At 71.0% G+C, this 16,667-nt stretch carries 21 protein-coding genes and 1 riboswitch; of the genes, 9 read left to right on the forward strand and 12 right to left on the reverse strand.

Annotation, left to right across the window (positions count from 1 at the left end):
• Positions 1-38: 38 nt before the first annotated feature.
• Complete coding sequence (locus ACQPXS_RS22415; protein WP_356303830.1) at positions 39-317, reverse strand: DUF4031 domain-containing protein; 279 nt, start codon at positions 315-317, stop codon at positions 39-41.
• Entirely contained in the window at positions 314-697 is a 384-nt protein-coding gene (locus ACQPXS_RS22420; protein ID WP_365327237.1) for a hypothetical protein, read from the reverse strand. The genes ACQPXS_RS22415 and ACQPXS_RS22420 overlap by 4 nt, the downstream gene beginning before the upstream one ends.
• Before the next feature lie 56 nt (positions 698-753).
• Between ACQPXS_RS22420 and ACQPXS_RS22425 the strand changes: the two genes are divergently transcribed.
• From ACQPXS_RS22425 to ACQPXS_RS22435, 3 genes are all read left to right on the forward strand, one after another.
• Entirely contained in the window at positions 754-1,659 is a 906-nt protein-coding gene (locus tag ACQPXS_RS22425) for a MurR/RpiR family transcriptional regulator (protein ID WP_433451092.1), read from the forward strand.
• An 87-nt stretch (positions 1,660-1,746) separates the two neighbouring features.
• Positions 1,747-2,670, forward strand: a complete 924-nt coding sequence (gene murQ / locus ACQPXS_RS22430) for an N-acetylmuramic acid 6-phosphate etherase (RefSeq protein WP_433451093.1) — start codon at positions 1,747-1,749, stop codon at positions 2,668-2,670.
• 16 nt (positions 2,671-2,686) lie between these two features.
• Complete coding sequence (locus ACQPXS_RS22435) at positions 2,687-3,103, forward strand: PTS glucose/sucrose transporter subunit IIB (RefSeq protein WP_433451094.1); 417 nt, start codon at positions 2,687-2,689, stop codon at positions 3,101-3,103.
• 10 nt (positions 3,104-3,113) lie between these two features.
• On the opposite strand, the gene ACQPXS_RS22440 is transcribed toward ACQPXS_RS22435, so the two are convergent.
• Complete coding sequence (locus ACQPXS_RS22440; protein WP_433455901.1) at positions 3,114-3,764, reverse strand: class I SAM-dependent methyltransferase; 651 nt, start codon at positions 3,762-3,764, stop codon at positions 3,114-3,116.
• Between the two features lie 104 nt (positions 3,765-3,868).
• Here ACQPXS_RS22440 and ACQPXS_RS22445 point away from each other — a divergent pair, with 104 nt between their 5' ends.
• Together ACQPXS_RS22445 and ACQPXS_RS22450 are read left to right on the forward strand one after the other, a co-directional pair.
• Positions 3,869-4,639 (forward strand): calcium-binding protein, encoded by a 771-nt coding sequence (locus tag ACQPXS_RS22445; protein ID WP_433451095.1) that lies wholly within the window; start codon positions 3,869-3,871, stop codon positions 4,637-4,639.
• Between the two features lie 102 nt (positions 4,640-4,741).
• The gene (locus ACQPXS_RS22450) at positions 4,742-5,311 is read left to right on the forward strand and encodes a hypothetical protein (protein WP_351805411.1); all 570 of its coding nucleotides are present in this window, start codon (positions 4,742-4,744) and stop codon (positions 5,309-5,311) included.
• A gap of 12 nt (positions 5,312-5,323) precedes the next feature.
• Here ACQPXS_RS22450 and ACQPXS_RS22455 read toward each other — a convergent pair whose 3' ends face one another.
• From ACQPXS_RS22455 to ACQPXS_RS22465, 3 genes are all read right to left on the reverse strand, one after another.
• Positions 5,324-6,448, reverse strand: a complete 1,125-nt coding sequence (locus ACQPXS_RS22455) for an NADH:flavin oxidoreductase (protein WP_356303803.1) — start codon at positions 6,446-6,448, stop codon at positions 5,324-5,326.
• A 114-nt stretch (positions 6,449-6,562) separates the two neighbouring features.
• A complete protein-coding gene (locus ACQPXS_RS22460) occupies positions 6,563-6,775 on the reverse strand; it encodes a hypothetical protein (protein WP_433451096.1) in 213 nt (70 codons plus the stop codon).
• Positions 6,772-7,005 carry a hypothetical protein gene (locus tag ACQPXS_RS22465; protein WP_433451097.1) on the reverse strand — a complete coding sequence of 78 codons (234 nt, stop codon included), beginning with the start codon at positions 7,003-7,005 and terminating at the stop codon, positions 6,772-6,774. Before ACQPXS_RS22465 ends, ACQPXS_RS22460 begins: the two co-directional genes overlap by 4 nt.
• Before the next feature lie 115 nt (positions 7,006-7,120).
• Here ACQPXS_RS22465 and ACQPXS_RS22470 point away from each other — a divergent pair, with 115 nt between their 5' ends.
• Together ACQPXS_RS22470 and ACQPXS_RS22475 are read left to right on the forward strand one after the other, a co-directional pair.
• A complete protein-coding gene (locus ACQPXS_RS22470) occupies positions 7,121-7,960 on the forward strand; it encodes a helix-turn-helix domain-containing protein (RefSeq protein ID WP_433451098.1) in 840 nt (279 codons plus the stop codon).
• Complete coding sequence (locus tag ACQPXS_RS22475) at positions 7,944-8,156, forward strand: DUF397 domain-containing protein (protein ID WP_433451099.1); 213 nt, start codon at positions 7,944-7,946, stop codon at positions 8,154-8,156. The genes ACQPXS_RS22470 and ACQPXS_RS22475 overlap by 17 nt, the downstream gene beginning before the upstream one ends.
• A gap of 77 nt (positions 8,157-8,233) precedes the next feature.
• Here ACQPXS_RS22475 and groL read toward each other — a convergent pair whose 3' ends face one another.
• From groL to thrC, 4 genes are all read right to left on the reverse strand, one after another.
• The gene (groL, locus tag ACQPXS_RS22480) at positions 8,234-9,856 is read right to left on the reverse strand and encodes a chaperonin GroEL (protein ID WP_228624502.1); all 1,623 of its coding nucleotides are present in this window, start codon (positions 9,854-9,856) and stop codon (positions 8,234-8,236) included.
• A gap of 327 nt (positions 9,857-10,183) precedes the next feature.
• Positions 10,184-10,390 (reverse strand): cold-shock protein, encoded by a 207-nt coding sequence (locus ACQPXS_RS22485; RefSeq protein WP_019057200.1) that lies wholly within the window; start codon positions 10,388-10,390, stop codon positions 10,184-10,186.
• Between the two features lie 431 nt (positions 10,391-10,821).
• The gene (locus ACQPXS_RS22490; protein WP_004000249.1) at positions 10,822-11,097 is read right to left on the reverse strand and encodes a MoaD/ThiS family protein; all 276 of its coding nucleotides are present in this window, start codon (positions 11,095-11,097) and stop codon (positions 10,822-10,824) included.
• Complete coding sequence (gene thrC, locus ACQPXS_RS22495; RefSeq protein ID WP_433451100.1) at positions 11,094-12,377, reverse strand: threonine synthase; 1,284 nt, start codon at positions 12,375-12,377, stop codon at positions 11,094-11,096. Before thrC ends, ACQPXS_RS22490 begins: the two co-directional genes overlap by 4 nt.
• 17 nt (positions 12,378-12,394) lie before the next feature.
• A riboswitch (SAM riboswitch) is annotated at positions 12,395-12,535 on the reverse strand.
• A 129-nt stretch (positions 12,536-12,664) separates the two neighbouring features.
• Between thrC and ACQPXS_RS22500 the strand changes: the two genes are divergently transcribed.
• Both ACQPXS_RS22500 and ACQPXS_RS22505 read left to right on the forward strand, forming a co-directional pair.
• Positions 12,665-13,609, forward strand: a complete 945-nt coding sequence (locus tag ACQPXS_RS22500; protein WP_433451101.1) for a glucosyl-3-phosphoglycerate synthase — start codon at positions 12,665-12,667, stop codon at positions 13,607-13,609.
• 74 nt (positions 13,610-13,683) lie between these two features.
• Complete coding sequence (locus ACQPXS_RS22505) at positions 13,684-15,180, forward strand: alpha,alpha-trehalose-phosphate synthase (UDP-forming) (RefSeq protein ID WP_433451102.1); 1,497 nt, start codon at positions 13,684-13,686, stop codon at positions 15,178-15,180.
• On the opposite strand, the gene otsB is transcribed toward ACQPXS_RS22505, so the two are convergent.
• Together otsB and ACQPXS_RS22515 are read right to left on the reverse strand one after the other, a co-directional pair.
• Positions 15,168-16,001 (reverse strand): trehalose-phosphatase, encoded by an 834-nt coding sequence (otsB, locus tag ACQPXS_RS22510; protein WP_433451103.1) that lies wholly within the window; start codon positions 15,999-16,001, stop codon positions 15,168-15,170. The genes ACQPXS_RS22505 and otsB overlap by 13 nt on opposite strands.
• A 424-nt stretch (positions 16,002-16,425) precedes the next feature.
• A complete protein-coding gene (locus ACQPXS_RS22515) occupies positions 16,426-16,650 on the reverse strand; it encodes a DUF3263 domain-containing protein (protein ID WP_351601564.1) in 225 nt (74 codons plus the stop codon).
• Between the last annotated feature and the right edge of the window lie 17 nt (positions 16,651-16,667).

Genomic DNA, 16,667 nt, shown 5'->3' on the forward strand with positions numbered 1-16,667 from the left:
AAAAGGCGCCTCGGGGCCACACGGTTCGCGGTCGGGGACTAGGAAACCCCCCGCCGCACCAGCCCCTTGGGCCTGCGCAGCCCGGACTCCCGCAGCAGCCGCACCACTTCGCGGCTGCTGACCTCCACCGCTCCGGCCGCGACCGCCTCCGCGTACCGGTGCGAGGGAACGTCGTAGTGGTCGCGCTCGAAGGCCCGCCTCGGCACGCCCAGCCCGTCGGCGAACGTGTGGAGTTCGTCGTACGACACGTCGCTGACCAGGTGTGACCACATACGGCCGTGTCCCGGCCAGGCGGGCGGGTCGATGTACAGCGTCACGACGAGGCCATTCCGCCCGTGGCCGAGCCCAGCGAGCCCACGGCCGCGACCTTCACGCCCGCCTTGTGGCACACCCAGTGCGGGTCGGGGCCCAGCTCGGGCTCCACGTCCAGCGCGTGCGGGTCGCCGGAAGGGCACACCGGGCACAGCGGCCAGCGGCCGTAGCGGTCCAGCAGCGCGTCCTGCACGTCCTGGGCGATCAGCCCGGCGACGTAGGACGCGCCCTCCGGCCACTGCTCGACCCACCAGCGGCGCTCCACGACGGAGTCCTCGACCAGCGAGACCACGTCCGCCTCCGCGACCTCGCCTGCGATCAGATCGGCGAGCACGAGGGCTCGGGCGGCGTGCAGCGCCTGTTCAAGGGGACTGATGGGCTCCATAAGACCCATTGTGCGCACTCTTGACCACGACGCCGAACCGAAAATATCTTTCATCTGTGACCCAGGACGTGAAGGAAATTTTCGGCAGTCCCGGCGGATCCCTCGCCGCCAAGGTGCGCACCCTCGCCCCCACCATGACCCGCTCCATGCAGCGCGTCGCGGAGGCCGTCGCGAGCGACCCGGCCGGCTGCGCCGCCCTCACGGTCACCGGCCTCGCCGAGCTCACCGGCACCAGCGAGGCCACGGTCGTGCGCACCGCCCGCATCCTGGGCTACCCCGGCTACCGCGATCTGCGTCTGGCCCTCGCCGGGCTCGCCGCGCAGCAGCAGTCGGGCCGGGCGCCGGCGATCACGACCGACATCGCGGTGGACGACCCCATCGCCGACGTCGTCACCAAGCTGGCCTACGAGGAGCAGCAGACCCTCGCGGACACGGCCGCCGGACTCGACACCGTCCAGCTCGCCGCCGCGGTGGGCGCACTGGCCGGCGCCCGGCGCACCGACGTGTACGGCATAGGGGCGTCCGGGCTCGTCGCCCAGGACCTCACCCAGAAGCTGCTCCGCATAGGCCTCATAGCCCACGCCCACAGCGACCCGCACCTCGCCGTGACCAACGCGGTACAGCTCCGTTCGGGTGACGTGGCGATCGCGATCACCCACTCCGGCTCGACGGGGGACGTCATCGAGCCGCTGCGGGCCGCCTTCGAGCACGGGGCCACGACCGTGGCCATCACCGGCAGGCCGGACTCGCCGGTCACTCAGTACGCCGACCACGTCCTGACGACGTCCACCTCACGGGAGAGCGAGCTGCGGCCGGCCGCGATGTCCTCGCGGACCAGTCAACTGCTCGTGGTGGACTGCCTGTTCGTGGGAGTGGCCCAGCGTACGTACGAGACGGCGGCGCCCGCGCTGGCCGCGTCGTACGAGGCGCTGGCCCACCGGCATCGCACCAGCCCCAGGTGAGTGACACTCCGGATGGTCCGGACGAGTGACACCCCGGGTGAGTAACAGGACGCGCAACGGCACCCAGACCTGAGAGAGCCGCCCCCCATGACCTCCCATGACCTGCGTCGGCAGTTGGCTTCCCTGACCACCGAAGCCTTCCGGCCCGAGCTCGCCGACATCGACCGCCTTCCCACCCTCGACATCGCCCGCCTGATGAACGGTGAGGACGCGGGTGTGCCCGCCGCCGTGGCGGCGCAGTTGCCCCGGATCGCCGCCGCCATCGACGCCGTCGCCGCACGCATGGCTCGCGGTGGCCGACTGGTCTACGCCGGCGCGGGCACCGCCGGCCGGCTCGGCGTCCTGGACGCCTCCGAGTGCCCGCCCACCTTCAACACCGACCCCGCGCAGGTCGTCGGCCTGATCGCGGGCGGCCCGGAGGCGATGGTGACCTCCGTCGAGGGCGCGGAGGACTCCGCGGAACTGGCCCGCCGGGACCTGGACGCGCTGGGGCTCACCCCCGACGACACCGTGGTCGGCGTCTCCGCCTCCGGCCGCACCCCCTACGCGATCGGCGCCGTCGAGCACGCCCGCGCCCTGGGCGCCCTGACCATCGGCCTGGCCTGCAACGAGCACAGCGCGCTCGCGGCGGCGGCCGAGCACGGCATCGAGGTGGTGGTCGGCCCCGAACTGATCACCGGCTCCACCCGGCTGAAGGCGGGCACGGCCCAGAAGCTGGTCCTCAACATGCTCTCGACGATCACGATGATCCGGCTCGGCAAGACCTACGGGAACCTGATGGTCGACGTGCGGGCGTCCAACGACAAGCTGCGGGCCCGCTCCCGCCGGATCGTGTCCCTGGCCACGGGCGCCTCGGACGCGGAGATCGAGAAGGCCCTCAGCGAGTCCGGCGGCGAGGTGAAGAACGCGATCCTCGCCCTCCTCGCCCAGGTCGACGGCCCGACGGCCGCCCGCCTTCTGGAGGAGTCCGGCGGCCATCTGCGTGCCGCGCTGGCGCACGCGGCCCGCTGACCCGCACGCTCGGGGCGTGCGCAACGCCCCCGCCTCCGCCGCGACCGCCATCCTCCACCGGGTCGGCGGCCCGGCCAACATCACCTCCGTGGGCCACTGCATGACCCGCCTCCGGCTGACCCTCGCCGATCCGACGGCGGTGGACGAGGAGGGGCTGCGGACGCTGCCCGGGGTGCTGGGGGTGGTGTCCGACGGGCCCACCCGGCAGATCGTGCTCGGGCCCGGAGTGGTCGCCACGGCCGCCCTGACGGCCGCCTCCGCGGCCACCCTGGCCGCTCCCGCGCACGCCGACGACCACTGGACCGCCACGGACACCGCGACCTGTGCGGGCAACCTCGTCGCCGCCCCCGCGGTGAAGTCCGTGTCCCCGCTTCCGCTGGGCAACCCCATGCCCAGGTGCGGCAAGGGCAGCCTGATCCATCAGGGCCGCTGAGCGACGGGCCTCACCCAGCCCGCCAGACCAGCGTGTAACGCCAGAAGAGCCGCCGCCGGAACCGGGCCCCGGGAAGCAGCCGGCGAGCCTCCCGCTCGACCTCGCCGTAACTCATCGCGGGCTCGCGGGTGGGCGCGGTCATGGACACGGGCCTCCGGGTGACCGCCCGCCCGCGATTCTTCACCCACCCGGTCGCCGCGTTCAGCGGTACGGCGACCAGCCCGAGCGCGTGGTCGAGCGGGCTGTCGGCCCGCGCGCAGCCGACGACGACGAGGGTTCCACCGGGAGCCAGCTCCTTCTTGAGCCGGTCGAGGGTGCCGGCGAAGGGCAGGTGGTGGAGTACGGCCACACAGGTGATGACGTCGAAGGGGCCGGGCGGAAGGCCGTCAGGGGCGGAGGCGAGCCGGTAGGTGACGGCGGCGTCGGGAGCCGTCAGCTGACGCGCCTTGCCGAGAATCTCCGGATCGGCGTCCACCCCGACGACCGACTCCGCCCGCCGGGCCGGCAACCGAACCAGATCCCCGCTCCCGCACCCCACGTCCAGCGCGGCACGGAACCGCCGGGGCAACTGCCGTACCAGCCACGGGTGATAGTGCGCGTTGTGGTCCCAGGGGTAGGCGGCATTGAAGCGACGAAGGACGTCGACCAACCGGTTCGCCAGCACGGGCGCACCCTACGACTCCCCCGGGCAGAGGCCATCCTTTACAGTTCGTTCACCCGCCAGACGCTCACTTGGGCGACAGGCCTCATTTCTTGAGGGAACACATGCGCAGACTCGCCATCGGTGCCGCTTCGTCCGGCGCGCTGGCACTCATCGCCCTCACCGCTCCGGCCGCTCACGCGGACACGGTGGTGGGCGACACCCAGGTCTCGAACGTGGTGGTGAACGGTGGCAAGGACGTCGCCGTCGGCACGACGAACAAGGTGACCTTCAAGGTCACGTTCACGGCCTCCGACCCGGCCGGCATAGCCTCCGGGCAGACGTACCTGTACCACGGCACCTGGAGCGACCCCGACGCCTTCTGGACCCAGGACTCGCCCAGTGAGACCACGTGCACGTCGGGGACCACGGTCACCTGCACGTCGACGTACACCGTCGTCCCCGAGTACGACCTGCACTACAACGCCCTCGCGGGCACCTGGCACTTCGGCGCGTACGCGAAGGCCAAGGACGGCGACTCGGCGAAGCGGACGAATCTCGGCACCTTCCACGTACAGCGCTACTCCAAGCTCACGGTCAACGCCTCGCCGGAGCCGGTCGCCAAGGGCCGGACGATCACCGTCACGGGCAAGCTGACCAGGGCGAACTGGGAGGACCACCTGTATCACGGGTACGCCGGACAGCCGGTCAAGCTGCAGTTCCGCAAGGCCGGCAGCAGCACGTACAGCACCGTCAAGACCGTGAACACAGACGGCAGCGGCAATCTGAAGACCACGGTCACCGCCTCCACCGACGGCTACTGGCGCTACTACTTCACGGGCACGAGCACCACGCCCGCCGCCAAGGCCACGGGCGACTTCGTCGACGTGAACTGACGAGCCCGGCCCAAGGGCCCGACCCCGTCGAGTCGGCCGCTTTGCCGGTCGCTCTCGTACCCTTGGGGGACGCCGAGGAACTCAAGGACTGCGCAGGCTGACATGAATCACGCCCAGCTCGCCGCTCTGGGAAGGGCCCTCCGGGTGCTCGGGGAGCACGGGGAGGCGCTGACCGCCGACACCCCGGACGCCCGGCTGCACGAGGTCAAGGCGGATCTGCGCCGGGCGCTGGACCTCGTGGAGGAGAGCGTCGGGAGCGGCGCGCCCAGCACCCGGTGTCCCGAGCATCCGCAGGGGCCCGTCGACGAGAGCGCGCCCGATCTGTGTCTGCTCTGCGAGACCCGGCGCCGGGCCGCCCGCCGGTCGGAGTTCCAGGGCGCGAGGACCGAACCCGCACCCGCCGCCACCGCGCCCTCCCGTTACGGGGTCCGAGGCGACCGGCCTCAGCCGCAGCAGCGGTGGCTGCCGGAGGCGTGGAACGGGCAGGAGTGGCAGTTGTGCGGGACGCCGAGGAGGGATCGGCGGGAGGCGGAGGCGTATCTCGCCGCCCAGCGGCGCGGATCCCGGCCCGCGATGGCCTACCGGCTCGTGCACGAGTTCACCGACTACGAGGTGCTACGGGTGTGGGGCACACCCGTGCACGTCGACATCGAGCCCATGGGCAACCTGTAGGCCTCGGGAGCTTCAGCTGAGCGTCTTCAGCGAGGCCGCGTCGTACGGCTTCAGCTCGTCGAAGCGGTCGGAGAGCACCTTGGCCGCCCACTCCGGGTCCTGGAGCAGCGCGCGGCCCACGGCGACCATGTCGAACTCGTCGGCCTCCATGCGGTCGAGGAGGTTGTCGATGCCCTTGACCTCGGAGCCCTGCCCCTGGAAGGCGCCCAGGAACTCGCCGTCGAGGCCGACCGAACCGACGGTGATGACCTGCTTGCCGGTCAGCTTCTTCGTCCAGCCGGCCAGGTTCAGGTCCGAGCCCTCGAACTCCGGCAGCCAGTAGCGGCGGGTGGAGGCGTGGAAGACGTCGACGCCGGCCGCCGCCAGGGGGGTCAGGATCGCCTCCAGCTCCTCGGGGGTCTCGGCCAGGCGGGCGGTGTAGTCCTGCTGCTTCCACTGCGAGTAGCGGAAGATGATCGGGAACTCGGGGGAGACCGCCTCGCGGACCGCCGCCACGATCTCCGCGGAGAACTGGGTGCGGGCCACCGGGTCGCCGCCGTAGGCGTCGGTGCGGCGGTTGGTGCCCTCCCACAGGAACTGGTCGAGGAGGTAACCGTGGGCGCCGTGGAGCTCCACGCCGTCGAAGCCGATGCGCTCGGCGTCCGCGGCGGCCCGGGCGAACGCGGCGACGACGTCGTCCAGGTCCTTCTGGGTCATGGCCTTGCCGGTGGGCTCGGCGTCCGCCGTCACCAGGCCGGACGGGCCCATCGCGGGGGCGTCCGGGTACGGGGCGTCGCCGTCCTTGCGGACCATGCCGATGTGCCAGAGCTGCGGGACGATCGTGCCGCCGGCCGCGTGCACGTCCTCGGCGACCTTCGCCCAGCCCGCCAGCTGCTCCTCGCCGTGGAACCGGGGCACGCGCGCGCTGTTGCCGGCCGACTCGTGGCCCACGTACGTGCCCTCGGTGACGATCAGGCCGACCCCGGCGGCGGCCCGGCGGGAGTAGTACGAGCGCACGTCCTCGCCGGGGATGCCGTCCGGGGAGAACATGCGGGTCATCGGCGCCATCACGATCCGATTGGGGACCGTGAGCCCGTTGAGGGCGATCGGACGGGACAGGACCTGGGCCGCGCGGGAGGCGGGCGTCGTGACGGTCACGTGGGGGGCTCCTCTGGGTGGCTGAGTCAACCGGACGGTATGTGTGCACGCATTGTTGCAGCTCCTTAAGTAATCGCCTATGCGCTGCCCCACATTCCACCCCGGAGGAAGCCCTTATGTGACGCCGCTCACACTGTCCCGGTTCAGCCGTCGCGCCCGCTCCCGCAGCACCTCGTCCGTCGGCGCCTCCCCCAGCTCCCCCGGCGGACAGTCCCATTCCCGGCCGCCGCCGATGGGCCGGAGCTGGACGTACCCGCCCACGCGCCCCATGACCTCGCCGATCCGCCCGCTGCGCAGGTCCACGGCGTACACGGGTGCACGGCTCACGCGGCACCGCCCTTCGCGCGAACGACCGCCGCCAGCCTCGAGGCGACGCCGATGTTGCAGCGGCCCAGGTCGACCAAGGCGTACGGATGCCCGTGGGCGCCGGTCACCGGGTCGATCCGCAGCGACGGCAGGATGATCCCGACGCCGCGCAGGGCTTCGCGCAGCCGCTCCACCGCTTCCTCGGCACTCCGGGCGGGCCGCTCGTCCGCCGCCGATTCCTTCGTCTCCATTGCGCCAATTCCTCCACGCTGAGTGTTCGCGTTCACCACACAGCGTGGCCGCCGGCGCTCTAACCTGGCCAGAGAGGGCGCCCCAACAACCTCTGCTGTCAGACCAGGAGTCGCCATGGCAGGACCGAAGAACCTCGATCCGTCGTCATCGCCGCGCGCCTTGCTGGGCGCGGAGTTACGGCACGCCCGGGAGCGGAAGGGGCTGAGCCAGGAGCAGTTGGGCCAACGGCTGTTCGTGAGCGGGTCGTTCATCGGGCAACTGGAGGCGGGGACACGGCGGATGCAGCCGGAGTTCGCTCGGATGCTGGATGAGGTGCTGGAGACGGGGGGCTTCTTCACGCGGAACTGCGGGGCGGCGGCCAAGTCGAAGTATCCAGAGCACTTCGCGGAAGCGGCGGAGGCTGAGGCGAGAGCTACGGCGATCAGGGAGTACGCGCCGCTCCTGATCCCGGGATTGCTCCAGACACCCGCGTACGCACGGGCTGTGAACCGCGCCTACGACCCGACGGCACCGGAGGAAACCATCGACGAGTGGGTGGAAGGGCGGATGGAACGGATCCGTCTGCTCGACCACCCAACAAGGCCGATGTTGTGGGCCGTACTTGACGAAGCCGCATTGCGCCGGGAGACCGGTGGCCGAGAGGTGATGGCGCAAGCCTTGCACCACGTCGCGGGTCTGGCCCGCCGGAGCCGGGCCATCGTGCAGGTGCTGCCGTTCAGCGCGGGAGCGCATACGGCGATGAAGGGCGCCCTCAAGCTGATGGACTTCGAGGACGCGCCCCCGCTGGTCTACTCAGAAGGGGTCGGCACCGGTCGGCTGGAGGACGATCCGGCCACCGTCGCCCAACTGAGGTTCACGTTTGATCTCCTCGTGGCCTCTGCACTCTCGCCGGGGAAGTCCCTAGCTCTGGTCGAGTCGTTGGCGCAGGATTACACCCATGAGGAACATCCCTGACCACGATCTGAGCGCGGCCATCTGGCACAAGTCGAGCTATAGCGGGGGAGGCGGCGACAACTGCCTGGAGGTCACCCACTCCTTCCCCACCGCCATCCCCGTCCGCGACTCCAAAACCCCCCGCGGCCCGAAGCTCGTGTTCCGGCCCACGGCCTGGTCCGCTTTCGTCGATCACCTCAAGCGGCCCCACAGCTGAGTACACGCCCGAGGGCGGCACCCCCAGCCGGAAGCTGGAAGTGCCGCCCTCGGAACGGACAGGTGATCCGGGGAGGATCAGAAGTCCATGTCACCGCCCGGCATGCCGCCGCCGGCCGGCGCGGCGGCCTTCTCCGGCTTGTCGGCGATGACGGCCTCGGTGGTCAGGAACAGCGCGGCGATGGAGGCGGCGTTCTGCAGGGCAGAGCGGGTCACCTTCGCCGGGTCGATGATGCCCTCGGCGACCAGGTCGACGTACTCGCCGGTCGCAGCGTTCAGGCCGTGGCCCGGGGTCAGGTTGCGCACCTTCTCCACCACGACACCGCCCTCGAGGCCGGCGTTGACGGCGATCTGCTTCAGCGGGGCCTCGAGCGCGATGCGGACGGCGTTGGCGCCGGTCGCCTCGTCACCCTCGAGCTCCAGCTTCTCGAAGACCTGGGAGGCCTGCAGCAGGGCCACGCCACCACCGGCGACGATGCCCTCCTCGACGGCCGCCTTGGCGTTGCGGACGGCGTCCTCGATGCGGTGCTTGCGCTCCTTGAGCTCCACCTCGGTGGCGGCGCCGGCCTTGATGACCGCGACACCGCCGGCGAGCTTCGCCAGGCGCTCCTGCAGCTTCTCGCGGTCGTAGTCCGAGTCGCTGTTCTCGATCTCGGCGCGGATCTGGTTGACGCGGCCGTTGACCTGCTCGGAGGAGCCGGCACCGTCGACGATGGTGGTCTCGTCCTTGGTGATGACGACCTTGCGGGCGCGGCCCAGGAGGTCCAGGGTCGCGTTCTCCAGCTTGAGGCCGACCTCCTCGGAGATGACCTCGCCGCCCGTGAGGATGGCGATGTCGCCGAGCATGGCCTTGCGGCGGTCACCGAAGCCCGGGGCCTTGACGGCGACGGACTTGAAGGTGCCGCGGATCTTGTTGACGACCAGGGTCGACAGGGCCTCGCCCTCGACGTCCTCGGCGATGATCAGCAGCGGCTTGCCCGACTGCATGACCTTCTCCAGGAGCGGGAGCAGGTCCTTGACGGAGCTGATCTTGGAGTTGGCGATGAGGATGTACGGGTCCTCGAGCGACGCCTCCATGCGCTCCATGTCGGTCGCGAAGTAGGCGGAGATGTAGCCCTTGTCGAAGCGCATGCCCTCGGTGAGCTCCAGCTCCAGACCGAAGGTGTTGCTCTCCTCGACGGTGATGACGCCTTCCTTGCCGACCTTGTCCATGGCCTCGGCGATCAGCTCGCCGATCTGGGTGTCGGCGGCGGAGATGGACGCGGTGGAGGCGATCTGCTCCTTGGTCTCGACGTCCTTCGCCTGCTCCAGCAGGGCGGCGGAGACGGCCTCGACGGCCTTCTCGATACCGCGCTTCAGGGCCATCGGGTTGGCACCCGCGGCGACGTTGCGCAGGCCTTCCTTGACGAGGGCCTGGGCGAGCACGGTCGCGGTGGTCGTACCGTCACCGGCGACGTCGTCCGTCTTCTTGGCGACTTCCTTGACCAGCTCGGCGCCGATCTTCTCGTACGGGTCCTCGAGCTCGATCTCCTTGGCGATGGAGACACCATCGTTGGTGATCGTGGGGGCGCCCCACTTCTTCTCGAGGACGACGTTGCGGCCCTTGGGGCCGAGCGTCACCTTCACGGCGTCCGCGAGCTGGTTCATGCCGCGCTCGAGGCCGCGCCGCGCCTCCTCGTCGAACGCGATGATCTTGGCCATGTGAAGTGGTCCCTCCAGGACTGGGGGTGATTCCTTCGGACCGCGCCCGCGCCCGCGACGGACGGCTCGCCGGCCTCGTGGTTCCTTGCCCCACCCGGCCTGCGGGCCTCACCGACCCGGTCCTTCACTGTCACTCTCACCTTCAGAGTGCTAACGCCAATGATTAGCACTCGGCATGGTCGAGTGCAAGCGCCTACGGGGTACGGCACCCCCGTCAGCCGCCCGCGAACACGGGCCACCCCGGGCATGACGAAGGGCTCGCACCCCGAGCGAGGTGCGAGCCCTTCGAAGATGAACGAAGAACGTCGCTGACAGTCGACGCGTGCTTCAGCTGGTCGCCAGCCGGACCATGTCCGCCTGCGGGCCCTTCTGGCCCTGCGAGATCTCGAAGTCGACCCGCTGCCCCTCTTCCAGGGTGCGGTAACCGTCCATCTGGATCGCGCTGTAGTGGACGAAAACATCCGCACCACCGTCGACCGCGATGAAGCCGTACCCCTTCTCCGCGTTGAACCACTTGACGGTGCCCTGAGCCATGCCTAACTCCCCTATTACTGGCCCTTGCACAGATCCACACTTCGCGGACCCGGGTCAGACCTCACCCCCCATCGGTCGGGGGCGTGCGCCGGAACGCGTCGACCGCGGCTGAATGTATCTGTCCAACTGCCGTCTGCAACAGGTCAATCGGACGAGAATTCTGGACGGGAACGGTCCGGAATGTGCGGAGAATTCGCCTGACTTCAGGGCAAGTCGGGCTCAGCAAACCGCCACAAAAGCCGCATATAACCCACGCACTTTGGCTACTTCTTGTCGGGCGTGCGGCATGAATACAGGGCCCCCGACCGGTGGTCCGAGGGCGCGTTCCCCAACTCTACCGCGCTTAATCACGCAGAATTGCCTCCTCCGCTTCTCTTACGGAGGAGGCAATTCGATGAACAGCGCGTAACCGAAGTTACCCAAGGTAACGATCAGCCGCCGGCGACGGCCGGAATGATGGACACACCGGCGCCGTCCGGGGTCGCCGTCTCCAGTCCCTGCTCGAAGCGGACGTCGTCGTCGTTGACGTAGACGTTGACGAACCGGCGCAGCTTGCCCTGGTCGTCCAGGACGCGCGCGGCGATGCCGGTGTGGTTCTTCTCCAGGTCGGCGATGACCTCGGCGAGGGTCGCGCCCTCGGCGGCGACCTCGGCCTGACCGCCGGTGTAGGTGCGCAGGATGGTGGGGATGCGAACGGTCACGCTCATGCGAGGCCAGCCTCTCGGAAGGAGTCCAGGGTCGGTCGGATGGTGGCGGTGAGGCCGGTCCCGGCAACCGCGTCCAGCGTCTTCAGGCCGTCGCCGGTGTTGAGGACCACCGTGGTCTTGGTCGGGTCCAGGACGCCGTCCTTGAGCAGCTTGCGGGTGACGCCGACGGTCACACCGCCCGCCGTCTCCGCGAAGATGCCCTCGGTGCGGGCCAGCAGCTTGATGGCGTCGACGACTTCCTCGTCCGTCACGTCCTCCACGGCACCGCCGGTGCGGCGCGCGATGTCCAGGACGTACGGCCCGTCGGCCGGGTTGCCGATGGCGAGGGACTTGGCGATGGTGTTCGGCTTCTGGGGCCGTACGACGTCGTGCCCGGCCTTGAAGGCGGTGGACACCGGCGAGCAGCCCTCGGCCTGCGCACCGAAGATCCGGTACGGCTTGTCCTCGACCAGACCGAGCTTGATCAGCTCCTGCAGACCCTTGTCGATCTTCGTCAGCTGGGAGCCGGAGGCGATCGGGACCACGATCTGGTCGGGCAGCCGCCAGCCGAGCTGCTCGCAGATCTCGTACGCGAGGGTCTTGGAGCCCTCCGCGTAGTACGGCCGCAGATTGACGTTGACGAAGCCCCAGCCCTCGCCGGCCGGGTCGCCGATCAGCTCGGAGCAGAAGCGGTTCACGTCGTCGTAGTTGCCCTCGATGCCGACCAGCTCGCCGCCGTAGACCGCGGCCATGACGACCTTGCCCTGCTCCAGGTCGTGCGGGATGAACACGCAGGAGCGGAAGCCGGCGCGGGCCGCGGCGGCGCCGACGGCACCGGCGAGGTTGCCGGTGGAGGAGCAGGACAGGGTGGTGAAGCCGAAGGCGCGGGCGGCCTCCAGGGCCTGGGCGACCACGCGGTCCTTGAAGGAGTGGGTCGGGTTGCCGGAGTCGTCCTTGACGAACAGGCCGCCGGTGACGCCCAGTTCGGCGGCGAGGTTGTCGGCCTTGACGAGCTTGGTCCAGCCCGGGTTCAGGTTCGGCTTGTCGGCCACGTCGGCCGGGACGGGCAGCAGCGGCGCGTACCGCCAGATGTTCGCGGGGCCGGACTCGATGCGACGGCGCAGCTCTTCGGTGTCGTAGGCGGAGAAGTCGTAGGCGATCTCCAGCGGGCCGAAACACTCCTCGCAGGCGAACACCGGGCCGAGGGGGACGCGGTGACCGCACTCGCGACAGCTCAGGGCCGCGGCGGGACCGAGGTCGACGGTGGAATCGGTGGAGCTTGCAACTGTCTGCACAGCCATGGAGGCGAGGCCCTTTCTCCTCATCTTCCTCACGACGCATCTCGCCGTGAGACGGATTTGGCACCTTCCCTGGCCGGGAGCCTCGCGTGAACGAGTTCGACTCAGGGGGGTTGCCGGGGCTTCATCGGGCCGTGTCCCTCTGCCCCTCTGGATGAGCGGTATGCAGTTGTGAGCGCGCCGCCGACCCCGACATGCGATGGTCACCGACGTTGTTCAAGACTGTAACCGAAGGCCAGGACAGTTGAGATAGCCGTCCGAACCGCGAGACACGTGAGGAGCCGCTGACCGTGCTGGAAGAAGTCGAGCGCTGGCTGGCCACCCGTTCCTGGTCGGTGACCGATCGCCCGCTGCACAGGATCCTTGCTGCCAAGCAGCGCACGGGCCAGTCGGTCTCCGTCGTGCTGCCCGCGCTCAACGAGGAGGAGACGGTCGGAGACATCGTCGCGGTCATCCGGCACGACCTCGTGGAGCGGGTCCCGCTCGTCGACGAGATCGTGGTGGTCGACTCCGGCTCCACCGACCGCACCTCCGAGGTCGCCGCCGCCGCCGGCGCGCGGGTCGTTCACCGGGACGAGATCCTGCCCCGCATCCCCGCCGTCCCCGGAAAGGGCGAGGTGCTGTGGCGCTCGCTGCTGGTGACCGGCGGGGACATCGTCTGCTTCATCGACGCGGACCTGAGGGAGTTCTCCTCCGACTTCGTCTCCGGGATCGTCGGCCCGCTGCTCACCGACCCCGGGGTGGACCTGGTCAAGGGCATGTACGACCGCCCGCTCGCCGGGACGGCCGGCCAGGGCGGCCGGGTCACCGAGCTGATGGCCCGCCCGCTGCTGAACATGCACTGGCCGCAGCTGGCCGGATTCGTGCAGCCGCTGGGCGGCGAGTACGCGGCCCGGCGCTCGCTGCTGGAGCAGCTGCCGTTCCCGGTCGGGTACGGCGTGGAGCTGGGCATGCTGGTGGACGCCCTGCACCTGGTCGGTCTCGACGCGCTGGCCCAGGTGGACCTGGGCGTGCGCAAGCACCGCCACCAGGACGGGCAGGCGCTGGGCCGGATGGCCGCCGCGATCTACCGCACGGCCCAGCTCCGGCTGGCCCGCGGCCATCTGATCCGCCCCGCCCTCACCCAGTTCGAGCGCGGCGAGGACGGCTTCGAGCCACGCACCTACTCGGTGGACACCGAGGAACGGCCGCCGATGGTGGAGATCGCGGAATATGCCGAGCGCAAGGTGGCGTGAACCGGTCGTATACGTCGGCGTGCCGGGCGTGGCCGTACGTTTGAGCGTTTCCGGGCCGGGCTAGGTTGAGGACCATGGCTTCCACGCAGGGTGCTGCCGAGAAGGCTCGGGTGCTGGTCGCGTCCAATCGCGGCCCGGTTTCGTACACGGTGGACGAGAACGGCTCGCTGCACGCCAAGCGGGGCGGCGGCGGGCTGGTGTCGGGGCTGTCGGCCATCGGGTCGGGCGCGGACTCGCTGTGGGTGTGCTCGGCGCTCGGCGACGGGGACCGGGCGGCCGTGCGGCGCGCGGGCGACGGGCCGCTGCCGGACGAGGACACCGGCGGGCAGCGGGTGCGGATGCTCGACATCGACGCGAGCGTGCACTCCGACGCCTACAACGGCATCGCCAACTCGGTGCTGTGGTTCGTCCACCACATGCTGTACCAGACCCCGCTGGAGCCGGTCTTCGACGCGGAGTTCCGGCGGCAGTGGGCGTCGTACGAGGCCTACAACCGGGCGTTCGCCGAGGCGCTGGCCGAGGCGGCGGCCGAGGGGGCGACGGTCCTGGTGCAGGACTACCACCTGTGCCTGGTGCCCGGGATGCTCCGCGGGCTCCGCCCCGACCTGCGGATCGGCCATTTCTCGCACACCCCCTGGGCGCCCCCCGACTACTTCGAGCTGCTCCCGGGGGACATCCGCGAGCAGCTGATGGCGGGCATGCTCGGCGCGGACCGGGTGGCGTTCCTGACCTGGCGGTGGGCGACGGCCTTCCAGCGGTGCGCGGAGGGACTGGACGCCGAGCGCTACCTGGTGGCCTGGCCGTCGGGCTCCGCCGGGCACGTCGAGCACCTGCGCGAGGGACGTCGTCGTACGTACATCGGCGTGCACTCCCTCGGCGCCGACGCCGACTTCCTGCGGGCCCGCGCGCACCAGCCGGACGTGGAGGAGCGGATGGCGGCCCTGCGCGAGGAGATCGGCGAGGGCCGCAGGACCGTCGTCCGCGTCGACCGCACGGAGCTGTCCAAGAACATCGTGCGCGGACTGCTGGCGTACCGGCAGCTGCTAGAGGAGCACCCGGAGTGGCGGGAGCGGGTGGTGCACCTCGCGTTCGCGTATCCGTCGCGGCAGGACCTCGCCGTGTACCGGGACTACACCGCCGCGGTGCAGCGGGTGGCCGAGGAGATCAACTCGGCCTACGGCACGCCCGGTTGGACCCCGGTCGTGCTGCACGTCAAGGACGACTTCGCCCGCTCCCTGGCCGCGTACCGGCTCGCCGACGTGGCGCTGGTCAACCCCATCCGGGACGGCATGAACCTGGTCGCCAAGGAGGTGCCGGTCGTCTCCGACGAGGGGTGCGCGCTGGTGCTGTCGCGGGAGGCCGGGGCGTACGAGGAGCTGGGCGCCCACGCGTTCGTGGTGAACCCCTACGACGTGCTGGACACCGCGCGGGCCCTGCACGAGGCGCTGTCCCTGCCGCCGGAGGAGCGGGCGGACCGCACCAAGAGGCTGGCGGCGGCGGCCACCGCGCTTCCCCCGGCCCAGTGGTTCCTGGATCAGCTGCGGGCGCTGGAGGAGCTTCAGTCCAGCTGAGCGGCGAGACTCCGCAGCAGGTCTACGACACCGGCCGGGCCGTCGACCACCATGTCCGCGCGCTCCGCCAGCTCGGTGACCTCCGTGCTGCCGCTGCAGACCAGGAGACCGGGGACGCCGTCGGCGCGGAGTTCGTCGACGGCGGCGAAGGCGGGGAGGTCGCCGAGGTCGTCACCGGCGTAGAGGACGGACTCGGCGCCGGTCCTGCGGACGTGGTCGGTGAGGGCCACGCCCTTGTCCATGCCCGGTGGGCGCAGCTCCAGGACCAGGCGGCCGGGTTCGACGATCAGGCCGTGGCGGGCGGCGAGGTCGGTGAGGGGGCCGCGCAGGGCCTCGAACGCGGCCTGCGGGTCGTCGGCGCGGCGGGTGTGCACCGCGACCGCCCGGCCCTTCTCCTCGATCCAGGTGCCGTGCCAGGCGCCGGCGCGCTCCAGCACACCCGGCAGTTCGGCGCGGGCCGCCGCGACCCCGGGGTGCGGGGGCGGGGCGGTGACGGTGGCGGTGACGGCGTCCCAGCGTTCGGCGCCGTAGTGGCCGAGGACGGTGAGGTGCTCCAGGCCGGGGACGCCGGTGAAGCCGCCGTAGCGGACCGCGACGGCGGCGGGGCGGCCGGTGATCACGGCGACGGACGCCACCTTGGGGGCCAGGGCGGCCAGTGCGGGTACGGCCTCGGGGTGGGCGCGGGCCTGCTCGGGGTCGGCGACGATGGGGGCCAGTGTGCCGTCGAAGTCCAGACCGACACTCGCCGCGGACGGCTTCGCCAGGAGCGCGGCGAGTCCGTCCCGGCCGGGCTGGGTCCGCGGGGTCGGCAGAGGGTCCATACAGCGACACTATCCAGGCGCGGCCGGACTCACTCCTGGGACTCCGCCTCCCCACCCACCCGGCTCGGCCGGCTGGATGGGCACCCCGCCAGACGCACCCGCCGCCGGGGGCAGCGGCGGCCGTCACACCCGCACAGCTACGGGCAGCCGCGCCGCTGGGCGGCACGGGTGGGCGCTGGGGCCCTGGGAGGCACCCCGCCAGACGCATCCGCCGCCGGGGGCAGCGGCGGCCGTCACACCCGCACAGCTGCGGGCAGCCGCGCCGCTGGGCGGCACGGGTGGGCGCTGGGGGCCCTGGGAGGCACCCCACCGGCGCCGGTAAGCGAAGGCCCCCGGCGTCCAGCGGCGGCACCCGGCACACCGCCGACGTCGGTAGGCGCGCCCACCCCGGCCGGCACCGGCGCCAGGCCCCCGCTCAGCCGGTTCAGCGCTCCGTCCGTCGGGAGTCCCGTACCCGGCGCAGGCGGTTGACCGTCACCGGGTCCGCCGCCAGCGCCCTCTCGTCGTCCAGCAGTGCGTTCAGGAGCTGGTAGTAGCGGACCGGGGACAGGCCCAGTTCCTCGCGTATCGCTCGTTCCTTGGCGCCGGGGCCGGGGAAGCCGCGGCGCTCCAGGGCGAGGATGGCCTGTTCGCGGGGGGCGAGTTCCATGCGGCCACCGTAGCGGT

It is taken from the genome of Streptomyces sp. CA-142005, from assembly GCF_050942335.1.
In the GTDB taxonomy this organism is placed as follows: domain Bacteria; phylum Actinomycetota; class Actinomycetes; order Streptomycetales; family Streptomycetaceae; genus Streptomyces.